This is a genomic window from Parabacteroides sp. AF17-28, from assembly GCF_003479205.1.
GTDB lineage: Bacteria > Bacteroidota > Bacteroidia > Bacteroidales > Tannerellaceae > Parabacteroides > Parabacteroides acidifaciens.
In genome coordinates this window covers 137707-161250 of the sequence record NZ_QUGV01000010.1, presented here as the reverse complement: position 1 = coordinate 161250, position 23544 = coordinate 137707, and the positions used below count along the sequence as shown (strand labels likewise).

At 47.6% G+C, this 23544-nt stretch carries 15 protein-coding genes; 8 read left to right on the top strand and 7 right to left on the bottom strand.

Features of this window, described 5'->3' with window-relative positions:
* Window positions 1-188 precede the first annotated feature (188 nt).
* Together DWW90_RS09535 and DWW90_RS09530 are read right to left on the bottom strand one after the other, a co-directional pair.
* Window positions 189-1736 carry an ATP-binding protein gene (locus DWW90_RS09535; RefSeq protein WP_199662187.1) on the bottom strand — a complete coding sequence of 516 codons (1548 nt, stop codon included), beginning with the start codon at window positions 1734-1736 and terminating at the stop codon, window positions 189-191.
* A 127-nt stretch (window positions 1737-1863) separates the two neighbouring features.
* Window positions 1864-5142, bottom strand: a complete 3279-nt coding sequence (locus DWW90_RS09530; protein ID WP_122344815.1) for a S41 family peptidase — start codon at window positions 5140-5142, stop codon at window positions 1864-1866.
* 130 nt (window positions 5143-5272) lie between these two features.
* Between DWW90_RS09530 and DWW90_RS09525 the strand changes: the two genes are divergently transcribed.
* The 8 genes from DWW90_RS09525 (at window position 5273) to DWW90_RS09490 (ending at window position 18753) form a co-directional block, all read left to right on the top strand.
* Window positions 5273-5848, top strand: a complete 576-nt coding sequence (locus tag DWW90_RS09525; protein ID WP_115501082.1) for an RNA polymerase sigma factor — start codon at window positions 5273-5275, stop codon at window positions 5846-5848.
* Window positions 5849-6067: 219 nt separating this feature from the next.
* A complete protein-coding gene (locus DWW90_RS09520; RefSeq protein WP_122344814.1) occupies window positions 6068-7051 on the top strand; it encodes a FecR family protein in 984 nt (327 codons plus the stop codon).
* A 105-nt stretch (window positions 7052-7156) separates the two neighbouring features.
* On the top strand, window positions 7157-10495 hold the full coding sequence (locus DWW90_RS09515) for a TonB-dependent receptor (RefSeq protein WP_122344813.1): 3339 nt from the start codon (window positions 7157-7159) through the stop codon (window positions 10493-10495).
* Between the two features lie 19 nt (window positions 10496-10514).
* Window positions 10515-12317 (top strand): RagB/SusD family nutrient uptake outer membrane protein, encoded by a 1803-nt coding sequence (locus tag DWW90_RS09510; protein ID WP_122344812.1) that lies wholly within the window; start codon window positions 10515-10517, stop codon window positions 12315-12317.
* Window positions 12318-12823: 506 nt separating this feature from the next.
* Window positions 12824-13243 (top strand): hypothetical protein, encoded by a 420-nt coding sequence (locus DWW90_RS09505; RefSeq protein ID WP_233547692.1) that lies wholly within the window; start codon window positions 12824-12826, stop codon window positions 13241-13243.
* 45 nt (window positions 13244-13288) lie between these two features.
* Window positions 13289-16516 carry a S41 family peptidase gene (locus DWW90_RS09500; RefSeq protein WP_122344811.1) on the top strand — a complete coding sequence of 1076 codons (3228 nt, stop codon included), beginning with the start codon at window positions 13289-13291 and terminating at the stop codon, window positions 16514-16516.
* A 12-nt stretch (window positions 16517-16528) separates the two neighbouring features.
* A complete protein-coding gene (locus DWW90_RS09495) occupies window positions 16529-18193 on the top strand; it encodes an arylsulfatase (RefSeq protein WP_122344810.1) in 1665 nt (554 codons plus the stop codon).
* Window positions 18194-18228: 35 nt separating this feature from the next.
* Window positions 18229-18753, top strand: a complete 525-nt coding sequence (locus tag DWW90_RS09490) for a 3'-5' exonuclease (protein ID WP_115501088.1) — start codon at window positions 18229-18231, stop codon at window positions 18751-18753.
* Here the strand turns inward: DWW90_RS09490 and DWW90_RS09485 are convergent.
* The 5 genes from DWW90_RS09485 to DWW90_RS09465 all read right to left on the bottom strand — a co-directional run bounded on the left by DWW90_RS09485 (window position 18750) and on the right by DWW90_RS09465 (window position 23434).
* Entirely contained in the window at window positions 18750-19925 is a 1176-nt protein-coding gene (locus DWW90_RS09485; RefSeq protein ID WP_122344809.1) for a dicarboxylate/amino acid:cation symporter, read from the bottom strand. The two genes, DWW90_RS09490 and DWW90_RS09485, sit on opposite strands and share 4 nt — an antisense overlap.
* Complete coding sequence (gene nhaC / locus DWW90_RS09480) at window positions 19894-21360, bottom strand: Na+/H+ antiporter NhaC (protein ID WP_122344808.1); 1467 nt, start codon at window positions 21358-21360, stop codon at window positions 19894-19896. Before nhaC ends, DWW90_RS09485 begins: the two co-directional genes overlap by 32 nt.
* 91 nt (window positions 21361-21451) lie before the next feature.
* Window positions 21452-22147, bottom strand: a complete 696-nt coding sequence (locus DWW90_RS09475) for an NAD-dependent deacylase (protein ID WP_122344807.1) — start codon at window positions 22145-22147, stop codon at window positions 21452-21454.
* Window positions 22148-22190: 43 nt separating this feature from the next.
* Window positions 22191-22646, bottom strand: a complete 456-nt coding sequence (locus DWW90_RS20945) for a serpin family protein (protein ID WP_122344806.1) — start codon at window positions 22644-22646, stop codon at window positions 22191-22193.
* Entirely contained in the window at window positions 22595-23434 is an 840-nt protein-coding gene (locus DWW90_RS09465) for a serpin family protein (RefSeq protein WP_122344805.1), read from the bottom strand. The genes DWW90_RS20945 and DWW90_RS09465 overlap by 52 nt, the downstream gene beginning before the upstream one ends.
* Between the last annotated feature and the right edge of the window lie 110 nt (window positions 23435-23544).

Genomic DNA, 23544 nt, shown 5'->3' with positions numbered 1-23544 from the left:
GGAAGGAGCACACATCCCGTATCGCTCGTTCTATCTGCCGGGTGGTTCCTTCCTTTACGGCACAACAACCCCATGAAGCACTGCAATACCATTTTACAGGCGATCTTGACAAGTCAGGACCTTCTTATACAGATACAGTGCTTATCCAGCAATTCGCGCATTATTTGTATGATGATGTCTTTATTTTCTTACTCCACTATCCATTGTTCGATATTCCTTGTCTCATTGCTGAAATTGATTCCGATCTTGAACAGTTTGCGCGGATCGGAGGCGAAAGGCTGTGCGTAATTCTTTTCGTTGATTTGCCGGAGGGCCTCTTCGGCGGTTCCGTTGAGTTTAAACTCCATGATATAGATGAAATCATTCGTTTGTAAAACCAGATCGATCCGCCCATTGGAAGTATGATATTCTGCTTTTACATAGAACCCGATCAGCTTGAAGACAATGAAAAGAACGTTCTGATAATGTAATTCCAGATCACGGATTAATTCATAAGGCGTGTCGGCAAAGAAACTTTGCAGGCGACGGAAGAAAGAGTCGTAATCGCCGCTTTCGATTTCACGAACGAATTTCTGTATGTTGAAAGTGGTGTCGACTTTTGTTATATTGGCATAGAAAGGGAGGAGGAATTTCATAAACCCCTCTTCTACTTCACGGTTGGGAAAGCCCAAGCGATAAGTGCCGAAACGTTGGTCGTATTCTTTGATTGTCAGATATCCGCTTTGATAAATGACGGGGATCGGGTTTGTGGAGGACGAATCGACACTGTTCAAGGTATCTTCATCTGTTTCCACATGAGCCATCTCGTGCAGATCATAGTCGTGCATCTTTAGCAATTCGACCAGATAAGTGGGTGTTCCTGTTTCAAACCAGTAGTTTCCGAACTTGCGCTTGGCAAAAGTGTTTAACAGGCTGAATGGATTGTATATGCCGATGCTGTCTTCCGTGAAGTGATAACCGTCGTAGTTCTCTTTCAGTACGGCGCATGTTTCCTCGTAAGTCATACGTTGCGCCTTGGCCAATTCTTCAATACCTTCTTTGAAATTGTCACGTAATTCCTGCTCGGTAATACCGCACAGGGCGACATAATCGTTCCACATCGACAGGTCCATCAAATTGTTTAATGCGCTGAACACGCTGATCTTGCCAAACTTGGTAACGCCTGTCAGAAGGGCGAATTTGATGTAGCCGTCCATTGTCTTGATTACGCTGTAAAAGGCTTGCAGAGTGCTGCGGAAAGATCGTTGCAGCTCTTCATTACCAATAGCTTGCAACATCGGTTTGTCATATTCATCTACGAGGATAGCAACGCGGTGTCCCGTCTTCTCATTAGCCCGCCGGATAATCCCTTTGAAACGGAGCGGGAGAGATGTTTCCGAAGGTTCTGTACCATAGATCTTTTCCCATTGGCAAAGCGTATCATTTAATATATTCTCTATACTTTCCGGCGTTTCATATTTTTCTGTGTTGAGATCCAAATGTAAGACGGGGCGCTTCACCCAGTCCTTTTCCAGTTTTTCAATGGCAAGTCCTTCGAAGAGTTCGCGTTTCCCTTCAAAATAGGCTTCGAGCGTGGAGATCAGCAAGCTCTTTCCAAAGCGGCGCGGGCGGCTGAGGAAATAGTAGTTGCCGTTTTTAACCAATTGATAAACCAAGGCTGTTTTATCAATATAAAAAAAATCGTCTTTGCGAATCTTTTCGAAGTTCTGTATTCCAACTGGATAAACCTTGCTCATGATCGAATGGTCTTTAGGATTCTGAATAATACAAAGATATGATTTTCCTGCTGATAAAACAATGTAGCCGGGGAAAGTTTTAAGACAAGAAAGGGATGTTCTGTCAAGAACATCCCTTTCTCATTTGTTATTTGCTGCCTACTTCTTTCAGCATCTCTTTCACTGCTTCTTCCAACTGGCGGTCTTCGCCTTTCAGTTGGGATTCAGGAGAGTTGTAGACTTCGATGTCCGGTTCGAGCTCCTGGTTCTCGAGGTAGCGGCCTTGCATATCTTGCATGCCGACCTGCGGGATACCGAAGACGATCGTCGGGTCGATTTGTGATTCCCACCAGACGGCAGTCATTGTTCCCGGCACCGGTGCGCCAATCAGTTTGCCGATCTTCAAAGTCTTGTAAGTCCAGGGGAAACCATGTGCGTTGGAATAGTTGTCTTCGCACATCAATACGCACGACGGTTTGGTCCAACGGTTGAACGGGTCGTTACCGATGAACTGTCCGCGCGGAGTGAACTTGGCATAAACTTCCCCGCTCAGCAGGATTGCCAGGTCTTCATGCAACCAGCCGCCGCCATTGTGGCGTGTGTCGACGATTACAGCTTCTTTGTTACGGCAACGGCCTAACAATTCGGAATATGTTTCGCGGAAACTCGGGCTGTTCATGCCTTGTATGTGCACATAACCGATTTTGCCGTTTGACAGCTTGTCGACCATCTGGCGTTTCTGTTCCACCCAACGTTTGTATAGCAGGTTGGACTGTGCGCCGTAAGTGATCGGTTTCACCTGTTCCTCGAAATGCTCTTTGGTTGCCGGATTATAGACGGACAATAAGATTTTCTTGCCCGCTTTTCCGTTCAACAACGGATAATAATCTTCGCCGCCCTTGATGCTTGTGCCGTCGATCTTCTCGATGATACAGCCCGGTTTGATTTTGGTATCGGCTTGTGTCAACGGACCTTTCGCTATGATTTCCATGATCTTCAATCCGTCGCCCGTATAGCTGTTGTCGTAGAAAGCACCTAAGCTGGCTGTTGCCGGGGCAGAGGATGATGAGTAATAGCGTGCGCCTGTATGGGAGCCGTTCAGCTCGCCCAGCATTTCGGAAAGCATTTCTGCAAAGTCATAGTTGTTGTTGATGTGCGGAAGGAACTTTTCATACGCTTTTTCATATCCCGCCCAGTCGATGCCGTGGATTGCCGGATCGTAGAACTTCTCCAATACCTGACGCCAAGTGTGGTGGAAGATATATTCGCGCTCTTTGGCCGCGCGATAAGCAAATTCGGCTTTGAATGCGATCGGCTTCGTCTTGCTGTCTTTGATTTCGATTTTCTTCAACTGGCCTCTCGATATGAGGAAGATGTTTTCGCCTTTCTTGTCGGAGAACATCGTGCCGCCACCGACACCTTTGATCAGCAGTTTGGTTGTGTTTTCCTTGAAGTTATGTTCCCACAGATCGTAACCGTCTTCGAAAGCGGCGCAGTAATACAGTTTGTCGCCTTTCGGAGTCAGGACGGCATCGCCTAAGAATGACGAATTGACCGTCAGGCGCATAACGCGGTCCTTGCGGTTTGCCAGGTCGAATTTGAGCGGCTCGACCGGTTTGTCTTTGTCGTCCTTTTTCTTGTCGGCGTCTTTATCCTTATCTTTTTTGCTGTCTTTGCTCTTGTCTTTGTCTTTTGCGTCTTTGTCTTTATCTTCGTCTTTCTTGTCCTTTTCGTCGTCAAGCAAAGCCTGTTCCTCCTTGGAAAGACGGAATTTGTCGTATGCTTCGGCGTCGAAGAACATGATATAGATATCGTCTTCCGCTCCCCAGCTGCCATGACTGCGGAAACCGGCACGGTCGGACGACCAGATCATGGCTTTTCCATCCAACACCCATTTGGCATTGTTGTCGGAGTAACCGCTTTCGGTCAGGTTTGTCATTTCACCGCTGCCGTCGGCTTTAACGAGCACGATGTCCGTATTGTTCCAGCCGCCGATGTCGATGTATTTGGCAAGGAACCATTTGCTATCGGGCGACCATTGGTAATACTGGTCACCATCGGAATAAGAATAGTTGTATTTGCCGTCCAGAACGGTACGAATCTGTTTGCTCTTCAGGTTGATAACACGCAAGGTCGTACGGTTTTCGAGGAAAGCAACCTCTTTCCCGTCCGGCGAATACATCGGTTGGAAAGAGGTCTGGCCCGTTACCACCAACGGTTCTTCTTTCAACTCCTGCGCATACGTGAAATATTTGTCGTCTTTGCGTACGAGGCTGCTTTGATAGACTCCCCAAGTTCCTTCCCTTTCGGCAGAGTAAACCAGTGAACGGCCGTCAGGACTGAAATCCAGGTCGCGTTCCTGCTGCGGGGTGTTGGTGATCTGTTTGGTTGTTTCGTAATCGACGGAAGTCACATACACGTCGCCGCGGACGATGAAGGCAACCTCTTTCCCGCTCGGCGAAACGGCAATGTCGGTCGCGCCGCTTGTCTTGAGCTGGTGGATCAGGTCGTTTTCTACTTTATCGGAAACGATGCGGACATCGATCTTCTTCGGCTGTGCTCCCTCTTTTACGGTATAGATTTCGCCGTCATATCCGTAGCACAGGTTACCGTTGTTGTCCGAAGTCAGGAAACGGACGGGATGAGTCGTGTAGGTTGTGATCTGGCGGCTGTTTTTACCCGTCAGGTCGTTTTTGAATATGTTGAAACTTCCTTTTTCTTCGCTCAGGTAGTAGAATCCGGAGCCGTCCGCTGTCCATACCGGGTTGCGGTCTTCCCCGCGGAAAGTCGTAATCTTTTTGAAGGAACGATCCTGTCCGAGCGTGCACAGCCAGATGTCGCGTGTGATAGACGACTGGTGGTGCTTGCGCCAGGGATCTTCATATCCTTTTTTGTCTTGATAAAGCAGTTTGTCGCCTTGTTTATTCAGTGACAGGCTTTCCATGGCGAGAGATGAGTAGAGTTCCGGGCGACCGCCGTCCAGGCTGATCCGGTAAATCTGCGGAAACTGTCCGGACGGGAACTGGCTGTCTTTGGCATCCTGCTGGATGGCAGCTGAGTAGAGGATGTGATTGGCATCGCTGAACGTCTCCGGATATTCGTTTGCAGAGTGCGTAGTCAGCTGTTTCGGCGTTCCTCCTTCCTTATCCACCACAAAGATGTCGAAATTTCCGTTGCGGTCCGATGCAAACGCGATCTTGTTGCCGTCGGGCGACCAGACCGGGCGTGTGTCGTGAGCCGGATGGGTTGTCAACTGGGTAGCTTTGCCACCATTTGCCGGAACTGTGTAAATGTCGCCTTTGTAGGTAAAGGCTATCATTTCACCGTTCGGAGAAATAGCCGGATAACGCATCCATAACGGATCATTTTCGGCCAGCACATTGGTAGTAAATAGTAGTGCTGAGGTCAGGATTAATAAAGATTTCATACTTCGTGTTTTTTTAATGGGTGTAAAGATACGGTATTATTGTAAAAAAAGATATAAATAAGCTCAATAGTAATCGTTTAGTAGTTTATTTCTATCTTTACAGTCTTAAAAGCGGAGCAGACGGTACAATATGCACGAAACATCCATACATAGCGATACTATAAAAAAACTTCGGAAAGGGTCATATGAGGCATTCGATACATTATATAATATGTATGCCGACTCTTTGTATGGATTTGCCCTGCTACATACAAAATCAGCGGTGCAGGCAGAAGACATCGTGCAGGAGACATTCCTCAAACTTTGGAACATACGTGCCTCTTTGTCTGTAGAAGGTTCCTTCAAATCCATGTTGTTCACCATCGCGAAAAACCATGTGATAGATGCTTTCCGCCGGCAAATCAATCGCCCTGAATTTGAAGATTATATCCGCTTCTGTGAGGATGAGAACTTGTTGGATAACACTTCAGTTGAGAAAATATATTATGATGATTTCCTTGAAAAATTAGCAATCGCCAAACAAAAACTGACGCCTGCCCAACGGAATATCTTTGAGCTGAGCCGCGAGGAGGGAATGAGTAACGCCGAAATAGCCGCCCTCTCGGAGCTGTCCGAACAGACTGTCAAGAACCATTTATCCGCCGCCCTGAAGGTCCTGCGTGAGGAACTGCGGAAATACAATTTCCTCTTTGCACTCTTCATTTAGTTTCACGGCATGGAACTTTAGTTCTTTGCTGATGAAACAAAAGTTCCATGACGGTGAAACTTTTGTTTCAAGCAGGGAAAATAGTTGAAACTTTAGTTTCAAGTTGTGTGCGGTGGTGAAACTTTTTTGACGGGAGATAAAAGATATGCTTTAGAACATATAAAAACGCCTGGTACTATTTGAGTACTTCTTCGTGTAACTATAAACAATCGATAAATTATGACCGATTTATTTAATAAATTATATTCTCAATTCTTAAACGGAAAGACCGATCTGAAGGCTTTCAGGGACTTCAAGGAGTCCTTGAATCACCTTCCGGATAACGAACTGTCCGGAAGGATGGAAGCGCATTGGAATGAGAATAACGACTATCCGGTGATGGATGCCAGCCGTAAGCGGGAAATTCACCGGAGACTTCGTAAAGAAATAAATCTACTGAAGGATAACCAGTCAATCCGCTGGTCTCGTGTCGCCGTAGCGGCGGCCGTCGTAGCTGTGCTGGCTGTTTCCGTCTGGAATTTTGCTCTTTTGCAGAAACAATTGGGAGCAGAGGCGCCTTTCCTCGCTGAAGTTCCGGCAGGTAATAAAGTGCAGCTGACTTTGCCGGACAAAAGTTCTGTCAAACTCAATTCCGAGAGCTCTTTATCCTATACTTATATGAATGGTAAGCGTGTGACTCATTTGGAAGGGGAGGCTTATTTCCACGTTTCGAAAGATAAGGACCATCCTTTTGTAGTGCAGGTCGGAGATCTAAATATCGAGGTTTTAGGAACGAGCTTTAACGTCTGCTCATACCGGGATTGCGATTTGGTTGAAACCTCTTTGGTAGAGGGTTCCATCCGCCTTTACGATTCCCGATCTCCGGCCGAGTCTTTTATCCTGAAGCCATCCCAGAAAGCCATCTATTCCAAAAACAACCGGAAGATCAGTTTTCATCGTACGGACAATGTGAAAGAAACGGCCTGGACACAAAACCACCTGGTCTTCGAATCGGAAAAACTCGGTTCGGTCTTCCATAAGATCGAGCGTTGGTACGGCGTTAAGATTAACCTGCTCTGCCCCGAGATCTTAAACGACCGGATTTCCGGTTCGTTTAAGAATGAACAGCTTCCCTACGTAATGGAAGCGTTGAAGATACAATATGGGTTTAATTATGAAATCACAGGAAGCAATATAACAATCAATAAGTCTAATAAACATTAATAACAAAAAGTCCTATGAGATGAAACAAGTAGTAGTAAAAGAGAGTGTTTTTAAAATCAATTGTTTAATAGTTTTATTATAAACTTAAGTCTAACTTATACAATCATGAAGCAAGTGTTTTGGAGTATTGTACTCCTTTTCTTCTGTTCTACAATGTATGCGCAGGACATTTCGCAAAAAGTTTCGATGAATTTGCAGAATGTCACGTTGAAAGAGTTTTTCAATAAGATTGAAACTCAAACTTCTTTTTCAGTGGTTTATCGGGATGTTATCCTAAGTGAAACCCCCGATGTCGTAGTTTCCGCATCCAACCGTCCTTTAAAGGATGTGTTGACCCAGGTGTTGGATAAACAAGGGCTTTCCTACAAAGTCAGCAACAAGACAATTGTGATTGTCAAGGCTGCGGGTAAAGCTAAATCCTCCGGCCAGCCGGCCAAAACAATCACGGGTGTGGTTGTCGACGAATCGGGATTCCCGGTTGCCGGTGCAAACATTGTTGTGAAAGGTACGACCAACGGGACGATTACCGACATGGACGGTAATTTCTCGATCAGTGCCGCTCCCGGCGATTTGCTGGCAGTTTCTTATATCGGCTTTCTTCCGGTGGACATTAAAGTGTCCGGCAGCAACAAGGTCGATGTCTTGTTGAAGGAAGATGCACAAGGCCTGGAAGAGGTTGTTGTGGTCGGTTACGGTACGGTAAAGAAAAGAGACTTGACCGGAGCTGTCGCTTCCGTTAGTGCATCTAAAATTACGGCAGTCCCGACTTCTACGGCTTCGGAAGCTTTGCAAGGACGTATTCCGGGTGTCGTGGTTTCCAATTCCAACTGGTCTCCGGGAGCGACGCCGAGCGTGATGATTCGTGGTAAACGTTCCATTACGGCCAGCAATGATCCGTTGTATGTGATTGACGGTGTGCCCGTTACCGGCGGTATGGGAGAAATCAGCCCGGCTGATATCGAATCTATGGAAGTGCTGAAAGATGCATCGGCAACTGCGATCTATGGTGCTCGTGGTGCAAATGGTGTTATCCTGATCACAACTAAGCAGGGTAAATCAGGTAAGACTCAGATTGACTATAACGGGTATGTCGGAGCACAGACGATCCTGAATGAACTGGATCTGTGGACCGGTGCCGAATATGCGGAATATACCCGTGAGTCTTACCGGAATACGAGCAACTCTTCCATTCGTTACAATTCGGATGTTCCTTCCAGGGATCAGGACTTGATTTGCCCGGGATTCACCCGCGATGCGACGATTATGGAGTCTGTGATGATGGGCTGGGGTGAAAATGGCGTTTACGATCCTTCCCGTGTACGCTCTACGAGCTATATGGATGAGGTTACACGTACAGGTATGATCACTGACCATCAGTTGAGTATCCGTGGTGGTGGCGACCGCACGAACTTCCTGGCATCAGCCACTTACAACAAGAATAACGGTCTTTTTAAGGATGAAGATTATGAACGTTATTCGATCCGTTTGAATCTGAACCATGAAATCAATAAATATGTGAAGATCGGTGCGCAGACACAGTATTCACGCTCTGTCCAGAATCGTGGTAGCGGCTTGGCCGGAAGCTGGCGTTTGAGCCCGTTGGCAACATTGCGCGACGATGATGGAAAGCTGATCGAAATGCCGGGTACTTATAATGTGTACAACCCGTTGATGAACCTCGAGCCCGGAGCCGTGAGCCATCCGTTGAAAACAACTCGCTATTTAGGAAGCTATTTCTTGGATGTCAAGTTGCCGGTAGACGGTTTGAAGTTCCGTTCGAACTTGGGTATCGATTCCCGCACCGTGCAGGACTACGAATTTTATTCTGCCCGTACTTCCAACCGTGCATGCAGTACTTCTTCTGCGTCAAATGCAACCGAAAAGTACACCATGTTTACATTGGAAAATATGTTGTTCTATGATAAGACGTTCAACGATAAACATACTTTGGGCGTAACCTTACTGCAGTCTGTCCAGGAAGACCAGAAAGAAACCAATAAGATCGGAGTTGAAAATCTGCCTTCCGATGTCCTGAAATATTATGATGTTTCTTCCGCGTTGCTGATTAACAATATCGGTAGTAGTATGGTGAAATGGAATATGGCTTCTTTCATGGGACGTATCAATTATAACTATTTAGGCCGTTACCTGCTGACAGTCTCTGCCCGTTACGATGGTTCTTCCCGTTTGGCCGACGGTCACAAGTGGGTGCTTTTCCCTTCTGCTGCTCTGGCATGGCGTATCAGTGATGAATCCTTTATGGAAAAGGCCGATTGGATGGATAACCTGAAACTGAGAATCGGTTTCGGTAAGACCGGTAACTCGGCTGTAGAACCTTATCAGACCAGAGGTAGTCTGGGTATCGTGAAATATCCGTTCGACAATGGCTCGACTGAAACAATCGGATATGCTCCTAATGTAATGGCAAACAACTTGCTGACATGGGAAACGACCGACCAGTGGAATTTAGGTGTCGACTTCGGTTTCTTGAGAGGCCGTATCAATGGTACGATCGATTTGTATTTGCAGAATACACATGACTTGCTGTTGAAACGTCAGTTGCCGGTTGTGTCCGGATTCCCTGAAGTTTTGTCAAATGTCGGCAAGACTCGTAACAAGGGTATTGAAGTTTCTTTGAATACGCTGAACATCGATACAAAAGATTTCCAGTGGACTACGGATTTGATGCTGTCTTCCAACAAGGAAGAAATTGTAGAGCTGTATAACGGCAAGCTCGATGATGTCGGTAGCAAATGGTTTATCGGCCAACCGATTAATGTTCATTACGATTATAAGAAAATCGGTATCTGGCAGGACACTCCGGAAGATCAGGCTGAGATGGCAAAGTATGCCGCCAACGGTACTGCTATTAAACCGGGCGACATTAAACTCCAGGATGTGAATGGCGACCATAAGATTACGGATGAAGATAAGCAAATCTTGGGTAATCCGCGTCCGAAACTGATTGCCAGCATGGTGAATACTTTCAACTATAAAGGTTTCGATCTGTCTGTCTTCCTGTATGCAAGTTTCGGTGCAATGCTTTACAACGATACGTATGCATTGGAACACTGCGGCCGTAACGGTGGCCTGAAGGTTGATTATTGGACTCCGAACAATCCGACTAACGCATACCCACGTCCGAGTGTCGACGAAGAACGTCCGGTATATATTGCCTCTACGTATTACGAAAAGGCAGACTATTTGCGTATCAGGACGATGACTTTGGGTTATACGCTGCCGAAGAATATATCCAAGAAGTTCATGGCTGAGAAACTTCGTTTCTACTTTACCGCCCAGAATCCGTTTGTATTCACAAGCTATTCAGGTATCGACCCGGAAGCATCTAAGATGAATGCGGCCGGTAATCCTGAAACGGGTGGTAGCGGTTACGGAACGCCGAGCGTAAGTTCCTGGATCTTTGGTGTTAATCTGACTTTGTAATTAATCTGATAAAAAAAGAATGAAAATGAAATCTATATATTGCTATATGTTGGCAGGCCTGATGCTTACAACTTCCAGTTGTAGCAGTTGGCTGAGTGAAGACGATGCTCCGGTAATGTCTTACGACTATTATGAAACGGAGGCTGGCGTCGATGCGGCTATTATCGCGGCATACGGTTTCCTGCGTTGGGGCGTAGGTGGTGAACGCTATAATGTCTTGAATGAGTTGGGTACGGACCTCTTTACGGAAGGTGAAGATGGCGTCTATCGCGAATCGTTCAACAAATACGCTACGCAGCTGAATCCGGATGTGGATATTTTATACGACCTGTGGGCAAACCACTATAAAGGAATCAGTGATGCGAATATTGCCATGCAGAAAATTATGGAATCATCCCTGTCGGAAAGCGTGAAGAGCAAGGGTTATGCTGAAATGCAGTTTATCCGCGCATTTCTGTATTTCGATCTGGTTCAGCATTTCGGACGTATTCCTTTGGTAACCGAAGGCAGTTTCGATATTCGTACGGATTTCAAGCGGGCATCAGTCGCAGATGTATATAAACAGATTATCAGTGACCTGCGTAATGCGGCAGAGGCTCTACCTGATAAAGTAGCCAACAAAGGACGTGCAACCTGCTATTCGGCTTCTCATCTACTGGCAAAGGTCTACCTGACACGTGGCAGTGCAATCGCGGACGCACGCGGACAGCAATCGACGGATATGGACAGTACGTTGTATTACGCTGAAAAAGTAATCAACAGTGGCGCTTATCAGTTGATGGACAATTTCTCTTCTTTGTGGGATCTTAAGAACCAGGGAAACTCTGAAGTTATATTTGCAGTACAGTTTACGACAAACCCGTTGTTTAACGGGAATGACGGAAATAAGCAGCATCTTTTCTGGTTATCCTGGTATGAAGACCAACCGGGTATGTTGCGTGATATAGAGAATGGACGTCCGTACCGTCGCCATGTCGCAACGAAGAAAACGATGGAAGAATTGTTTGACCATTTGCACGACTCCCGTTTCTATAAGAGCTTCAAATGGGTTTATTATGCAAACAATGAGAAAACATTACCGAAGTGGGAACCGCTTTCTTTTGACGGTACGGTCTATTTCACTCCGGACCCGGCTAAAGGTCAGGTTGCCGGCGATCTGAAATTCCATCTTGGCGATACGGCTATTTATTATACGATGCAAAAGACCGGATTGGATCCGAACAGCAATGAGATGCGTAAGTTCCGTGCCAATTATAACTATACTTATTTCCCGCGTGAAATGCATTCTATCCGGTATTTTCCGGCTTTAGTGAAATGGCTGGATAATAATCGTACCTCCATCGGTGAAGAAAAAGGTGGTCGCGAATGGGTTCGTATGCGTTTGGCGGAAACTTACCTGTTGGCTGCCGAAGCTGCCGGTCGTAAAGGCAATTTTGACAAGGCTGCCGAATATATCAATGTAGTCCGTAAGCGTGCCGCTTGGGCAGAAGGCGAACAGAAAGACCAGCAGATCTGGCTGTTTGAAGGCGGGACAAATAATACGCAGAGCACTTATGACGCGTTGAAGGTGACTCCGGCTGATCTGCAAGGTGATTTTGTCGCTTTCATGCTGGATGAACGTGGCCGTGAATTGCTGGGTGAGATCAATCGTTGGGAAGATTTGAACCGTTGCGAACTTTTGTACGATTGGGTGAAGAGATATAATCCGGATGCTCTCTATATCAAACCCTATCATAAACTTCGTCCGATTCCGCAGAAGCATATCGACCGCCTGAATCCGGTGGGTGAGATCAGTGAAGAGCAGAATGAAGGTTATTATTAATGCTTATATTTTGATTTAATCGATATAGGATAATAGGTATTAATCAAGGATGGCCGGTTACGATGGAATAGATAATATTCCATTTGTAGCCGGCTTTTTTTTGGCTTATAACCAGGCTTTTCTGGAAAAAAACGAAGAGATATATGAATTTATTAAATCTTCTGTTTATCTTTGTTGCGTACAGTAAAAACGGTAAAGTGTTATCGTCAGTACAACTTTGTCGGTGAACACAAAGTTTATATATTGTCTCTTGATTGAAACCTCGAAATTTCAGAAGAACTAGCAGATAGTATGTGAATTTAGTTCACGTTATTTCTTGTTATACACAGACGAGTGTAAGTGCATTCGTGTATCCAAGATAAAAACGTGGGTAATTATCATATACAGCTAGTTACAGGTCTCGAGGTACCTTGTCAAGTGTATGTCGTTAATTCCCACGTTTCTTTATATAACCATCCAATAGGGGAATTGTTGGAGGCTATATGGGATTATTTCAGATAGAACCTATGCAAATAATGGAATTGCCTTTATCTATTGCATGCCTCCAAGAACAATGGGTGCAGTTTCTTTTGAAAAAGCTTGAGCCTGCCAATATTACGGAACTTTTTTGGCAATTACGTCCTTATGTCGTTTTGCATCATGTAGAGTTTCAAGAGTCATCGTTCTCTTTTTCCATATTCGGCGCAGTAAATTTCTCGGATATTATTAGTTTTATCCGGAAGGATGGGACTTTGGGTATTTTATTAAAGAATGGCCGTTTTTATTTGTTCTCCGATTCGAGTATGGACCGGCAATGTATATTGGTTTGTGATCCTGATTTTTATGAACGGGAGGGGAAAGTGTTATCTGCTTGGTCAAATTTCGTCGGTAAATGCCAATTATTGTGGTGGAAAATAAAGGAATATCTGCGCAGGAATATATTTTGAGCATTACTTTTTTTACCTTTGTCGGTAGACTAAACGATAGTAGGTATGAAAAAGAAACTTATCTTTTCTTTATTAGTTCTGGCCGGCGCCCCGTCGTTATTGATGGCGGCTGACGAAGCACGTCTGTTGCGTTTCCCGGCTACGAACGGCAATGAGATTGTTTTCTCGTATGCAGGCGACCTTTACAAGGTCCCGGCTACAGGTGGCGAAGCACAACGCCTGACTTCGCATGTGGGATATGAGATGTTTCCCCGTTTTTCCCCAGATGGCAAAACGATTGCGTTTACCGGTCAATATGATGGTAACACGGAGGTGTACACCATGCCGGCAACCGGTGGAGAACCGTTGCGTGTGACCTATACGGCCACTAATAGCCGTGATGATTTGGGCGACCGCATGGGCCCGAATAACATTGTGATGAACTGGACGCCTGACGGTAGCCGGATCGTGTACCGGAACCGTATCGGCGACGGATTCACAGGAAAGCTCTTTACTGTCGATAAGGAGGGAGGCTTGTCCGATGTGATTCCACTTCCCGAAGGAGGCTTTTGCAGTTATTCTCCCGATGGCAAGCAATTGGCTTATAACCGCGTCATGCGTGAGTTCCGTACCTGGAAATACTACAAAGGCGGTATGGCCGACGATGTGTGGATCTATAATCCTGAAAAGAAGACAGTAGAAAATATTACGAATAATCCGGCCCAGGATATTATCCCGATGTGGATCGGAGATGAAATCTTCTATATCTCCGACCGTGACCGGACGATGAACATCTTTGTCTACAACACGAAGACCAAACAAACCGGGAAGGTCACAAACTTTACCGAATACGACGTGAAGTTCCCGAGTGCGAACGGTAACACCATTGTCTTCGAGAATGGCGGTTATATTTATAAGATGGATGCTACGGCCAAGAAACCGGAAAAGGTTAATATAACGCTGACTTCCGATAATGTTTACGCCCGCAGCGAGATCAAAAACGGAGCCGATTATATTACGGAAGCAAGCCTTTCTCCTGATGGCGAACGCCTGGTTGTGACAGCCCGGGGAGAAGTGTTTAATCTGCCGGCCGACAAAGGAGTGACGAAGAATATCACCCGCTCGCCGGGAGCGCATGACCGGGATGCACAATGGTCGCCCGATGGTAAATATATCGTTTATATCTCCGATGCAACCGGTGAAACGGAACTTTATATGCAGGAAGCTGCCGGAGGCGAACCGATCCGGTTGACGAAGAATAACGACACTTATATTCGTGGTTTCGAATGGAGTCCGGATGCCAAAAAGATTGTTTATACGGATCGTAAGAACCGTGTGAACTTGTTGGATGTCGCTTCCAAACAAGTGACGACTTTGTTGCAGGACCCGATGGGCGAACCCCGCGGCGTTACCTTCTCACCCGATAACAACTGGTTGACTTATACCCGTACGGCCGATAATGATTACAGCATCGTATATGTATATGACATTGCCGGCAAGAAGGAATATCCGGTGACGGATAAATGGTATAACTCCTCTTCTCCGGCATTCAGCACGGATGGCAAATACCTGATTTTCGCTTCAGCACGCGATTTCAATCCGACATACGGATCGTTGGAATGGAATCATGTCTATAATAACATGTATGGTGTCTATCTTGCGCTGTTGTCGAAAGATACGCCTTCTCCTTTTATGGAAAAGGATGCCGAGGTGGCTGTTGAGAAAGAAGAAACAGCGAAGAAAAAGGATGAGCCAAAGAAAGAAGAAGCCACCACTGCGACAGTCAAGATCGATTTTGACGGTATCACGGACCGTATCATAAAACTTCCGGTGAATCCTTCCTATTATGGAAATTTCTATTCGGATGGCAACAAAGTTTATTACGGAAGCCGTGGCGGAACGAAAGTCTTTGACCTGAAAAAACAGAAAGAAGAAGTTGTTGCCGACGGCGCTTCGATGGGTGTGGAGCCTGGTAGCAAAAAGGCTGTTTTCTTTAAGAACGGTACGCTTTATGTGACGGATATTCCTTCCGGTAAGGCAGACCTGAGTGAACCCGTCAACCTGTCGAATATGAAAATCACAGTCGATTATCCGCAGGAATGGGCACAGATATTCGATGAAGCATGGCGTGCTTACCGGGATGGCTTCTATCTCGAAAATATGCATGGTGTGGACTGGAAAGCTGTCAAGACTAAATATTCCGTATTGCTTCCCTATGCAAAGACCCGTTTGGATCTGAACTATATCATCGGTGAGATGATCGGCGAGCTTTGCAGTGGCCACGCTTATGTGAATCCGGGCGAAACGGAACGCCCCGAACGGGTGAAAACCGGTTTGTTGGGGGCAGAGATATCGCGTGATAAAAGTGGCTTCTTCCGTCTGGAAAAGATCTTGCCGGGGGCATCCTGGAGCAAGGAACTTCGTTCTCCGCTGACCGAACCGGGTATCGAGGCAAAGGCCGGTGAGTTTATCGTTGCAATCGACGGTGTACCGACAAACAGTGTGAAGGATATGTATTCCTTGCTGGTCGGCAAGGCGGATGTGCCGACTGAAATCTCGCTCAATAGCAAACCGCAATTGGCCGGTGCCCGCAAGATCGTGATCAGCCCGCTTGCAGAAGAATACTCTTTGTATCATTATAACTGGGTACAAGACAATATAAAGAAAGTTGATAAAGCCTCGAACGGCAAGATCGGTTACATCTATATCCCGGACATGGGACCGGAAGGATTGAACGAATTTTCCCGCTATTTCTATCCGCAGTTGGATAAGGAAGGGCTGATTATCGATGACCGTGCGAATGGTGGCGGTAACGTCTCGCCGATGATTCTCGAACGCCTCTCCCGTGAGCCGTACCGTCTGACAATGCGCCGGGGTTCTGCTCGCGTCGGAACAGTGCCCGATGCCGTACAGGTCGGCCCGAAAGTCTGTCTGATCAATAAATATTCGGCTTCCGACGGCGACCTCTTCCCCTGGGGCTTCCATGCTTTGGGACTGGGCAAACTGATCGGAACGCGTACCTGGGGAGGTATTATCGGTATCAGCGGTTCCCTGCCTTATATGGATGGAACGGATATCCGTGTGCCTTTCTTCACCAGCTATGATCCGAAGACCGGCAGCTGGATTGTCGAGAACCACGGTGTCGATCCTGACATTCTGATTGATAACGACCCGATCAAGGAATGGAACGGTGAAGACCAACAGTTGAACCGGGCCATCGAAGAGGTGATGAAAGAACTCCAGAACCGCAAGCCTCTTCCCGGAATTCCGGCTCCGAGAGATTTCAGTAAATAAAAATAGATCAATATGGACAAACGTGTTTTAAGTTTCACTTCTTTAGGCCTTTTGGCTTCTTTTGCGCCTTCTTTGCAGGCGCAAAAGGATAGCCGCCCCAATATTCTGGTGATTTTGGCAGACGACCTCGGCTTCTCCGACATCGGTTGTTACGGTGGGGAGATTCAGACTCCTAATTTGAATAAGCTGGCCGAAAACGGATTGCGTTTCACTCATTTCTACAATACCAGCCGCAGTTGTCCGACACGCGCATCACTCTTGACCGGTTTGTATCAGCATCAGGCCGGCATCGGGCGCATGACGTTCGACGACCACAAACCCGGCTACCGGGGGACGATGACGCACAACGGCGTAACCATAGCCGAAGCGCTCGGCAGTGCCGGCTATAACACCGCCTGGGTCGGCAAATGGCATGTGGCCGAAACGCCCCTTCGCCCCGACCAGCGGCAATGGCTGGCCCATCAGGTGCACCACGATGAGTTTGCCCCGAAAGACAATTACCCGCTGAACCGCGGATTCAAGGATTGTTACGGCACGATCTATGGCGTGGTCGATTATTTCGACCCTTTCAGCCTGGTCAGTGGCGACAAGCCGGTGGATACTGTCCCCGACGATTACTACAGTACGATCGCACTGGCGGATACGGCTGTCGCTTATGTAAACAAGTATGCCGCTTCGGACAATCCTTTCTTTATGTATCTGGCCTTCCACTGTCCGCATTGGCCGTTGCATGCCCTGCCGGAAGATATCAAGAAGTACGAGGATACCTACAAATGCGGCTGGCAGGCGATCCGTGAAGCCCGCTACGAGCGTATGAAAAAGATGAAGCTTTTCGGCGATGCCGACGATTTCCTCTCCCCGCGCCAGTTCTCCGATTCCTGGGATGAAAATCCCGATAAAGAATGGGATGCCCGTGCGATGGCCGTCCATGCTGCCATGGTCGACCGGATGGACCAGGAGATAGGACGGGTGATAAAAGCCCTCGAAGAGACCGGCCAGCTGGATAACACCCTGATCCTTTTCATGTCCGACAACGGTTGCAGCAACGAAGACTGCCAACTCTATTCGGAAGGCGAGAACGATCGTCCGGCGGAAACCCGCAAAGGCGAAAAGATCGTTTATCCGCGCAAGAAAGAGGTGATGCCCGGCCCGGAAACTACGTATGCTTCAGTCGGTGCCCGTTGGGCGAATGCAGCCAATACGCCTTTCCGTTACTGGAAAGCGATGTCGTATGAAGGCGGCATTTGCACCCCGATGATCGCCTGTTGGCCGAAAGGCATCAAGCAACCGAAAGGCTCTATTAATACGCAGATGGGGCATGTGATTGATGTTATGGCAACCTGCCTGGATATATCGGGAACCCAATATCCGGCAGAATATCATGGAAATAAAATTCTCCCGCTGGCAGGAAAGAGCCTGCTTCCGGTCTTCCGGACCGGTGTGCGCGATGGGCACCGCGAACTTTGCTTCGAACATTTCAACGAAAAGGCGCTGATCGATGCCTCCGGCTGGAAGATTGTATGGCCTAACGCCAAAAAGGCTTGGGAACTGTATGATTTGAATAACGACCGCAGCGAAATGCATGACCTGTCCGCACAATATCCCGAAAAGGTGAAGGAAATGGCAGCACGTTATGAGATGTGGGAGAAAGATTATATGGTAGAGCCTCGCCCCTGAAACAAATATTCTGAATCTAAACTTATTAATGTCAAATGGAGAGATTCGCAGCAATCGATTTTGAAACAGCCAACAACCAGCGCAGCAGCATATGCAGTGTAGGCATCGCTATTGTAGAGGACAACAAGGTTATAGACTCGATCTATAGCCTTGTCCGTCCTACTCCGAATTTTTATACCCGGTGGACGACAGCCGTGCATGGTATTACGATGCAGGACACGTTCGATGCGCCCGACTTTGAAGAAGTCTGGGCCGGTATCGCCGCCAAGTTGCAGGATATTCCGTTGGTGGCCCATAACAGCCCGTTCGACGAGGGTTGCTTGAAAGCCGCCCATCTTGCCTACGACCTGGCCTATCCCAAATATCAGTTTTATTGCACCTGCCGCCTGTCCCGGCGGATGTATCCTTTCCTGGTCAACCATCAACTCCAGACCGTTGCCGCCCATTGCGGATACGATCTGACTTATCATCACCATGCGATGGCGGACGCTTATGCCTGCGCCCATATCGCCGCAACCATGATGAGGGAAAAAGGGGTGGAAAGGCTGTGCGATCTTTAGTTGGCAGACGGTTCGCCGGCTATTTTATCCACAACGATGGCGATCGCCCCGTCACCTGTTACGTTGCAGGCGGTGCCGAAGCTGTCCATCGCGATATAGAGGGCAATCATCAGGGCTTGAAGTGTCTCATTGAATCCTAACATACTCTGCAGCAGACCAAGTGCCGCCATGATAGCCCCGCCCGGAACGCCCGGAGCGGCAACCATCGTCACGCCTAACATCATGATGAAACCGGCCAGTGCTGTGAATGTGACCGGCTCGCCCGACATATACATGATGGCCATTGCGCAGGCCGTAATCTTCATCGTACTGCCGGACAGGTGGATTGTGGCGCAGAGTGGAACCACGAAAATCGCGATTGTTTCCCGCACGCCGTTCTTGACCGCCTGTACTAATGTCACAGGGATCGTGGCCGCTGAGGACTGTGTCCCTAAGGCTGTCGCGTAGGCCGGAAGCATATTCTTTAACAGCTTGAGCGGGTTTTTTCCGCTGACGCCTCCGGCTATGGAGAACTGGATAAGCAGCAGTAACACATGCAGAACGAATATCACGATGATGACTTTCAGGAACATGGTAATCACGCTCAATACCTGTCCGCTCACCGTCATATTCAGGAAGATACCGAAGATATGGATCGGCAGCAAAGGAATGATTACCACCTCGATCAGTTTGATAATGATCTTCTGAAAATCGGCGAACGCATCCCGCAGAGTAGTCCCGTTGATATAGGAAAGGCCGAGCCCGATCGTGAAAGAAAGTAACAAGGCTGTCATAACGTCCATCAATGGCGGCATGGCAACCGTGAAATAGGGTTGCAGCATGAAATCTTCGGGGTTCTCCATCGCGGTCAGCTCCGCATTGACCGGAAGGATATGCGGGAAGATGGCCGAGCTGCTGAAATAGGTGAAGAAGCCGGAAAAGATAGTCGAGCCGTAAGCGATCAGTGCCGTTATCGCTAACAGTTTGCCTGCCCCTTTGCCCAGATCGCCGATGGCCGGCGTGACCAATCCTAAGATGATAAGCGGGATCGAGAACGACAGGAAGTTTCCAAACAAAGAATTAAACGTAACAAAGATGCGGGCGATCCCGCCGGGCAGGAACTGCCCGAACACAACACCGGCTGCAATGGCAATGACGACCTTAGCCAGTAACGACACTTTCTGCTTTTTCATTTTTCCTTTTTATTTTGAACCCGAGCGCGGCAACCGTGATGCTCATCAACGGGCTGATTAGATTAAAGAAACAATAAGGCAGATAGGTGAATGTCGCGACCCCGAGGATCGTAGCCTGTGTCATACCGCAGGTGTTCCACGGGATCAGTACGGAAGTGACGGTGACCGAATCTTCCACCGTACGGCTCAGCAGGCGGCTTTCATAGCCCTTCTTTTCATAAATATCTTTGAACATATTTCCCGTCAGGATGATGGAAATATATTGGTCTGCCGTACAAATGTTGAGGAACAGCCCCGATGCAACCGTCGATGCAACCAGTCCGACCGTTCGTTTCATGAAGCGCAGGAACACAGATGTGATGCTTCCTAACATACCGCTTGCCGCCATTGCCCCGCCGAAACACATGGCACAAAGGATCAGCCATATGGTGTTCAGCATACCCGACATTCCGCGTGTGGAAACCAGGTCGTTCAGTTCCGTATTGCCTGTCTCGATCCCGGTACTGCCATAGAATGTCATCAATAGGCCTTTGAAGTTGGATTGCATGTCCTGTACCGGTAAACCGGAAATCTCCTGCAACAGATGTGGCTGGAAGATCAAGGCGAAGAGTCCGGCTAATGCCGCCGAAATGAACAGCGTGACGATAGACGGAACCCGCTTTGCAATCATAATACCGGTCACGACCGGAACGATCAGAAGCCAGGGTGTGATATGGAACGTACGGTCGAGCGCTACCGAATATTGTGCGATCTGGTCGGTTGCCGTTGCCTCGTGAGAAAGACCGGCAACGGTAAAGATGATAAGCGTGATTACCAGAGAGGGTACCGTTGTAATCATCATATACCGGATATGTTTGAACAGAGGCGTGTCCGTCACTGATGAGGCAAGAATCGTCGTGTCGGAAAGCGGGGATATCTTATCTCCGAAGTAGGCTCCCGATATGATCGCTCCGGCAATCCATCCGTCGGAGAAACCTTGTGCCTGCCCGATGCCTAAAAGGGCGATCCCGATGGTGGCGATCGTCGTCCACGAACTTCCCGTCATGACTGAAACGACTGCGCAGATGATGCACGTGGACGTAAGGAAAAAGTTGGGGTGGATAATCTGCATCCCGTAATAGATCAGGGTCGGGACGACACCGCTGATCATCCAGCTTCCCGACAGGGCACCGATAATCAGCAAGATGATCAGAGCTGTTGCGACTCCGGTGATATTGTTGATCATTGCCAGTTCCAGCGCTTTCCAGCGCACTTTACTGTATGCCATGGCGATCAGGCAGCAGACAGCAGTGGCTGTAAGCAATACGATCTGGCTTCCGCCGCTGAGGGCATCGCTGCCGAACGTGCGTATTGTTACGAATAAAAGGGCTACCAAAACAAGTATGGGAACCAGGGAAAGTAGGGGCGAAGGAATCTTCGTCGGATTATGCTCCATTCTCAATAATACTTATTCTATGTGTTTACTCCGCAAATTTAATAGAAAAGCAATGAATTACTTCTATTATGTAAGTGATTTTAAGAACGTATTAATGATTTTGCAGTAATAATCCCTTTAACTCTTTTACGCCTTCCGACGCTCCTTTACGGATGAAATGGATATCGTCACGATAGGCTTTCACCTCTTTCGGGTCAATCAGGTAGATCGGCTGGCCCCGGCGGACGTAGTTAAGCAGTCCGGCTGCCGGATAGACATTGAGCGAGGTGCCGATCACCACGAAGATATCGCAGTCTTCCACCAGGCGGATGGCCGGATCGATCATCGGGACCGCTTCGCCGAACCAAACGATAAAGGGGCGGAGTTGCACGCCGTGCGGGTCCTTGTCGCCGATATGCAGGTCGGGGTTCTCGGGCGAGATATCGTATGTCGTATTCAGGTCGCGCACGGAGCAGGCTTTCATCAGTTCGCCATGCAGGTGGATGACTTGGCTGCTTCCTGCCCGTTCATGCAGGTTGTCTATATTCTGGGTGATGATCCGGACGTCGAATTCTTTTTCCAGTTCGGCAAGCCCGATATGCCCGGCGTTGGGTTTTGTGTTCAGCAATTCCCGGCGTCGCTGATTGTAAAAGTTGAGCACCAGTTCCGGATCGGCGGCAAAACCTTCCGGCGTCGCCACATCTTCCACCCTGTATTTCTCCCACAGTCCGTCCGAATCACGGAACGTCGAAATACCACTCTCGGCACTCATCCCTGCACCGGTCAGCACGACTAATTTCTTTTTCATAAGGCAGTTGTTCTATATTCCTCACAAATATAGGAAAGAAAAATCATTCCGGCTTCCCAACTTTGCCTGCAAATAGGATGGCGCCCGTACTTTTTTCTTTCAGCACGTAGCCGAAGGGGTGGTCGAAACGGATTTCGGCGGGCTGGGAAGGATTTGCAGCATTTGTTTCTATTCCCGTTATCGTGACGGCTGCCGCTTCCGTGCCTGATTCATTCAGCTCGATGTATGTCTTCTGTTTCAGCATCCCAATGTAGAGCTCTTGCGCTGTTGACATATTGGCAAAGTTCGCAAGAAAAGAATCGAAAGCATCATGGATACCGAGGGTTTTCATTGTCTCGATCAGGTCTTTCTCTGTCTTGATCAGGAAGCGGGGAAGATATATCGTCACACCAGCGGGATGCATATTTTCGTTCCAGTTGAGCCATGTTTCCACATCCAGGTCTGCAATCACTTTATCGATATCTTTTTTCTTACGGTCGGCTGGGATGAAAAGGACCATGCTAAAGCGCCGTTCCCGTAAGGCAGTTCTATGACCTGCACGTCTTCGTCGGCGTAGTAATTGTTGCTTTGCGTCTGTCTCATGGTCGGGACTCTTACTATTCCGCCGCTTGCCAGATAGAATGTTTCGTCTTTCGTGTCCGATTCCTTGAACTCGTTTTTCCAGAGGCCTTTGAAATAGATTGCATTGATCAGGTAGCTAACAGCTTTGTCAGGTATATTATTGATGATCTCCGGGATCAACCCGTTTGTCTTTTGATTGCACCAGCTGTTGATCTTTTCCACTGTACTGTTGTCAAACGGTTCGTTGCTGACTTCCGCATTATAATAGGTCTGATTGGTCTGGATAAACTCCGGCAGCAGGGGAAAACCGTTTCTTACCCACAGGCTGTTGGCATTCGTGAAGATCGTTCGCCCGTCCAGTTTGGGTAGTTCGGTTTGCATCATTTGCACATATTCGTTGATTTGCTGGTTGGTGAAACCTTCAAAGCCGAGTGTTTTCTGCATCTCTGTATAGGTCTTGCCATCCGCTCCGTTCAGGACCATGCCCAGGCAAAGGCTGGCGCTCAAGGGCGAGATACAAAAGTTTTCCTTATCCTTTTCCGTTTTTGCAATTTCCCGGTAAAAGTCGAAGGAAAACCTTTGTACTTGTGTATTGATCTCACCAGATTTAGTTGACAGCGGAATGTCATAACGCGGAGTGTCTTTCCCGAAATCCCCGCCATCGTCATTTGTACAGGACAAAAGACAAAAGGTAAATAGAATCGCTGATAAGAGTGTTGTTTTCATAGGATAGATATTTTAAGTGCTTACTATTATATAGATGCACGCAGAAAGGAAATAGTTGCACGAAAAAGACAATAACCCCTCTTTTTGCCTGTTTTTCTATTTCGTCCGAA

What these genes read in the sequence shown, in the direction of transcription:
- DWW90_RS09535 (WP_199662187.1), bottom strand. Translation starts at nt 1,736, where the DNA reads ATGAGCAAGGTTTATCCAGTTGGAATACAGAACTTCGAAAAGATTCGC.
- DWW90_RS09530 (WP_122344815.1), bottom strand. Translation starts at nt 5,142, where the DNA reads ATGAAATCTTTATTAATCCTGACCTCAGCACTACTATTTACTACCAAT.
- DWW90_RS09525 (WP_115501082.1), top strand. Translation starts at nt 5,273, where the DNA reads ATGCACGAAACATCCATACATAGCGATACTATAAAAAAACTTCGGAAA.
- DWW90_RS09520 (WP_122344814.1), top strand. Translation starts at nt 6,068, where the DNA reads ATGACCGATTTATTTAATAAATTATATTCTCAATTCTTAAACGGAAAG.
- DWW90_RS09515 (WP_122344813.1), top strand. Translation starts at nt 7,157, where the DNA reads ATGAAGCAAGTGTTTTGGAGTATTGTACTCCTTTTCTTCTGTTCTACA.
- DWW90_RS09510 (WP_122344812.1), top strand. Translation starts at nt 10,515, where the DNA reads ATGAAAATGAAATCTATATATTGCTATATGTTGGCAGGCCTGATGCTT.
- DWW90_RS09505 (WP_233547692.1), top strand. Translation starts at nt 12,824, where the DNA reads ATGCAAATAATGGAATTGCCTTTATCTATTGCATGCCTCCAAGAACAA.
- DWW90_RS09500 (WP_122344811.1), top strand. Translation starts at nt 13,289, where the DNA reads ATGAAAAAGAAACTTATCTTTTCTTTATTAGTTCTGGCCGGCGCCCCG.
- DWW90_RS09495 (WP_122344810.1), top strand. Translation starts at nt 16,529, where the DNA reads ATGGACAAACGTGTTTTAAGTTTCACTTCTTTAGGCCTTTTGGCTTCT.
- DWW90_RS09490 (WP_115501088.1), top strand. Translation starts at nt 18,229, where the DNA reads ATGGAGAGATTCGCAGCAATCGATTTTGAAACAGCCAACAACCAGCGC.
- DWW90_RS09485 (WP_122344809.1), bottom strand. Translation starts at nt 19,925, where the DNA reads ATGAAAAAGCAGAAAGTGTCGTTACTGGCTAAGGTCGTCATTGCCATT.
- nhaC (WP_122344808.1), bottom strand. Translation starts at nt 21,360, where the DNA reads ATGGAGCATAATCCGACGAAGATTCCTTCGCCCCTACTTTCCCTGGTT.
- DWW90_RS09475 (WP_122344807.1), bottom strand. Translation starts at nt 22,147, where the DNA reads ATGAAAAAGAAATTAGTCGTGCTGACCGGTGCAGGGATGAGTGCCGAG.
- DWW90_RS20945 (WP_122344806.1), bottom strand. Translation starts at nt 22,646, where the DNA reads ATGGTCCTTTTCATCCCAGCCGACCGTAAGAAAAAAGATATCGATAAA.
- DWW90_RS09465 (WP_122344805.1), bottom strand. Translation starts at nt 23,434, where the DNA reads ATGAAAACAACACTCTTATCAGCGATTCTATTTACCTTTTGTCTTTTG.